Here is a 3,400-nt window from a genome sequence, read left to right on the forward strand (position 1 = left end):
GAGAACTTCTCTAATATCAATATGAGTGATAAACTTTTTGAGGACAGCTTCTCGCATAATTTCAGTTTTGACCAAATCCCAGTCTCGACGGAGTTGGCGAGAGCTACATCTTCCCAACGCGGCAGCTTCTTCTGGGGTAGCGGCAGTATGGATGACGGGTATAATTGCCGCATCTGTGCTGCTAACAAACTTTTGCGCTTGATAATAATGCTCAACCGTTGGCCAGTAAGTACCCTGGATATGGATTCCGTGGGGAGAAAAGTTAGAAAAACAGCCATAAGGCTGCCAAACCTTATAAAAGTAAATGGTCATTTTAAAATTGCTCTTTTATATATTCAATTTTAGGGTAGCTGAAAGATCGCACTCGCAACCAAAAATTGAGCTTATCAAACAGATTTTCTCTTGGTTCATATCACTGGGGATTCTTCCTAACGGCTTATAAACATTCTCAAATTTTTACCGAGTGATCGCTCAATTCTGTAACTTCATCAGTAAGGTGAGGGTAAATGCTGTTTGACCTGGAGACGGGATTTTTCAAGATGGTGGCGAACAAATGTTGCTCAAGCTAATTAGAACAAGCCTTGGCTACGCTGCAACATTTGATATTGGGCTTCAAATGGGTTTGGGTTAATAGGAATTCTCTGTAAACTTGCACTAATAGCAGAATTCAGGTTTACATTCGTGCAGGCAAATGTTTACTGCTTACAACTACTGAAGTTCTAGTTAAGCTCAAGCATCCGCCGTAGAATGTTTACAGTGATCAACTGCGGATAAAAGCATTTCAAACAGTTCAGGTGCATGATTAGTACATCCAATAGCCCCTCTACGTCGCGATTCTGCTACATGTTCTGGAGTTTTTGAACCAGCATAAATGACAAACGGTGTTTGATTTCCACTAGAACGTAACTTGTCTAGGAGCGTATAACCAGCTTGTGCATCAGGTGGCCGTCCCATATCTGAGATAATTGCATCAAATTTTTGTCGATTGAGCTTCTCTAGTGCCTCTTCAGTAGAGACTGCCAGGACAAAATTGATTCCCAATGCTTCCAATGCTAGCCGTTCATGAATATTATTATTTGGGCGATCATCAACCCAAAGAACAGTGGCACTTTCTGTTGCTGCATTAGTTTGATCTTGGTGTAACTTTTGTGATTCCTGACGTTTAATCTCTGGCTCAATCCTTTCTACAGGCAGTACCCGTCTTTTTATAACGTCGATATTCTCAGGTTTGAGAGCCAATGATGCCTGATAAGCCTTCAGAGCTTCTTCAATAGTCCGATTAAATGGGTAGCCTTCTGCACTCAGTGTCTCAACTAGAGTATCCTCATATTCTTGCAATTGCCGCTCATAATCTTGAAAAGGTTGTAAAACTTCAGCTTCAATTATTTGTGCGTCTGGTACAGAGATGCTTAATTGAAGCTGCTTAAGGTTAAGTAGTTTACGAGTAGGAACCGAAAATTTAATATTCCTTCGCTCTATCCATCGTTCAGCTTCTTGTTTTGCCCAATGCTCAACTTCCTTGCGATATTGCAATTTAGGATCATTTTTAGGTGATTTTGCTAAAACTATATCGAACCCTTGATCTTTAAGAGTGATTATGCGTGGAGTCATATTTTTATTAGCTGCATAAACTCTCTCACTAGCATATTCATGTAACTCTTTTATTGAGATTTTGCCGTCGTTATCCGAGTCAGCAGCTCCAGTTTCTATTCCTTCGACTATATAGCGGGTGTAAATTGAGAGGTCTATACCCTGCTCTTCAAAAGAATATTGAAGGGAGCTTGAAGAAGCCAATACAACTCTTCCTTCAGCACCAAGCTGATTCTCAAGTTCAGTAGCAACGGAACTATCGTCTCTAAGTAGCAAATTTCCAAAAGCACCACTAAAACAGCAATCGAGAAAAAGAACAAAGCGAGTTACATAACTATCTTGAATCCATTTATTAACTGATTCAGCAGAAACAGCTGTAGCTTGAATCAACTTTTCTCTTAGCTTACGAGTATCTTTTGCTGAAAAGTAAAGCTCTCGTCGTTCATTCTTGGCTCCGTGTCCTGAGTAAAACAGGACAGCCAAATCATCTGATTTTCGTTCCATAAGCCAAGTTTCAATCTTTATTGCCATTTCAGATTGAGTTGGATTGACTAAAACGGCTACTTCATCAAAACCACCCATCTCTGGATGTTCTAGCACCCGTTTCATAGCTGCTACATCTTTAGGAGGAGCTGGTAATGATTTAAAACCTGAACCTTCGAAGTATTCACCAACACCAATAAGCAACGCAACTTTAGCCATCTGCTACCTACTAAACTATTAATCCACAACAGATATTTTCAATTTAGATAATCTTTCAACTGCTTGAAGTTGCTGCTCTAATTGCTTTTCATTTTGATATTCCATAACAATTCTGGTTCCTGCTTCTTTATCCTCCCACTCCAGCTTCAGGGTCTTTCCATAGAAACGTTCACCTAAATAGTTTAGTAAAGCTTTAATGCTACCTGCATTTACTTCTGTGTTAAGCAAACCTAATATAAATCCGGCAAGAGCTGGTTTGCCTAACTCTGGAATTTGATTCTCCCTAACTAACTCAACTTTATTCACCAATTCACCACGAATCTCATCAGCCACACTACTTGTTATGTCTTCCAAGCGTTCTGGAGAAAGTTGAGAATCAAACTGAGAGAAGTCAAGCAACACTTGTATATTTTCCATACATTCTTCCCATCTAGCACATTTGAGTTGTTAACCAGCTTATATGAATATGTGAGCCACAACAATCTCATCATCATTCAAAAGCGCACTGTGGTAGAAGTCTCTAATGCTACATTATCACGCATTTGCCTCTACTTGCTCAAACTCTGCCGCATAGAGACGAAGTGTATTGTCCTGAGACATTGGCTGCTGCAATTGTCTAGGTTCATATCACTACAATAGATAGCCTCGATTCGCCCTTAACGTTCCAAAAAGGTAAATAGAATAGGTTCTAATAGATTAAGTAAATTTTAATAAGCAAACTGGGGTTTGCTTGATCATTTTATCTAAATGCTTTCTCATTAGTGCATTTGTCATTGGTACTAATGACCAAGGACAAATGCACTAATGACTTGCACTCTGTTAATGAAGTAAACCATTCACATTCGGTTAAAAATCGAAGGTTGTGCGAATCACACCCACATACTGCGTATCATTCCTGCTGTCGTTTTCCGGGTTGAGAATCACCCAAAAACCAGGAGTAACTGAGATATTATCGTTCAGGCGGTAGCGATAGAATGCTTCGATATGGTAAGCATTGTCTCGGTCTTGACGGACATCACTGTTAGAGACACGCGGCGGTATACCAAAGAGAATTCCCGGCAAGTTACCCTCACCCCCCACATCAGGAAACGACATACCGATCGCCCCA

General features: G+C 40.1%; 4 protein-coding genes. All 4 read right to left on the bottom strand.

The genetic code is table 11. The annotated features are described in order from the left end of the window. The coding region (locus VE944_RS06785) for an NADAR family protein (RefSeq protein WP_324974164.1) at positions 1-312 on the bottom strand (312 nt) is incomplete at its 3' end. 417 nt (positions 313-729) lie between these two features. Beyond that, complete coding sequence (locus VE944_RS06790) at positions 730-2,292, bottom strand: caspase, EACC1-associated type (protein WP_324974167.1); 1,563 nt, start codon at positions 2,290-2,292, stop codon at positions 730-732. Between the two features lie 18 nt (positions 2,293-2,310). Then, on the bottom strand, positions 2,311-2,709 hold the full coding sequence (locus VE944_RS06795) for a hypothetical protein (RefSeq protein ID WP_324974171.1): 399 nt from the start codon (positions 2,707-2,709) through the stop codon (positions 2,311-2,313). A gap of 429 nt (positions 2,710-3,138) precedes the next feature. Beyond that, on the bottom strand, positions 3,139-3,400 hold a 262-nt coding region (locus tag VE944_RS06800; RefSeq protein ID WP_324974174.1), incomplete at its 5' end, for an iron uptake porin.

The sequence above is a fragment of the Nostoc sp. genome (genome assembly GCF_035638895.1).
Classification (GTDB): domain Bacteria; phylum Cyanobacteriota; class Cyanobacteriia; order Cyanobacteriales; family Nostocaceae; genus Nostoc.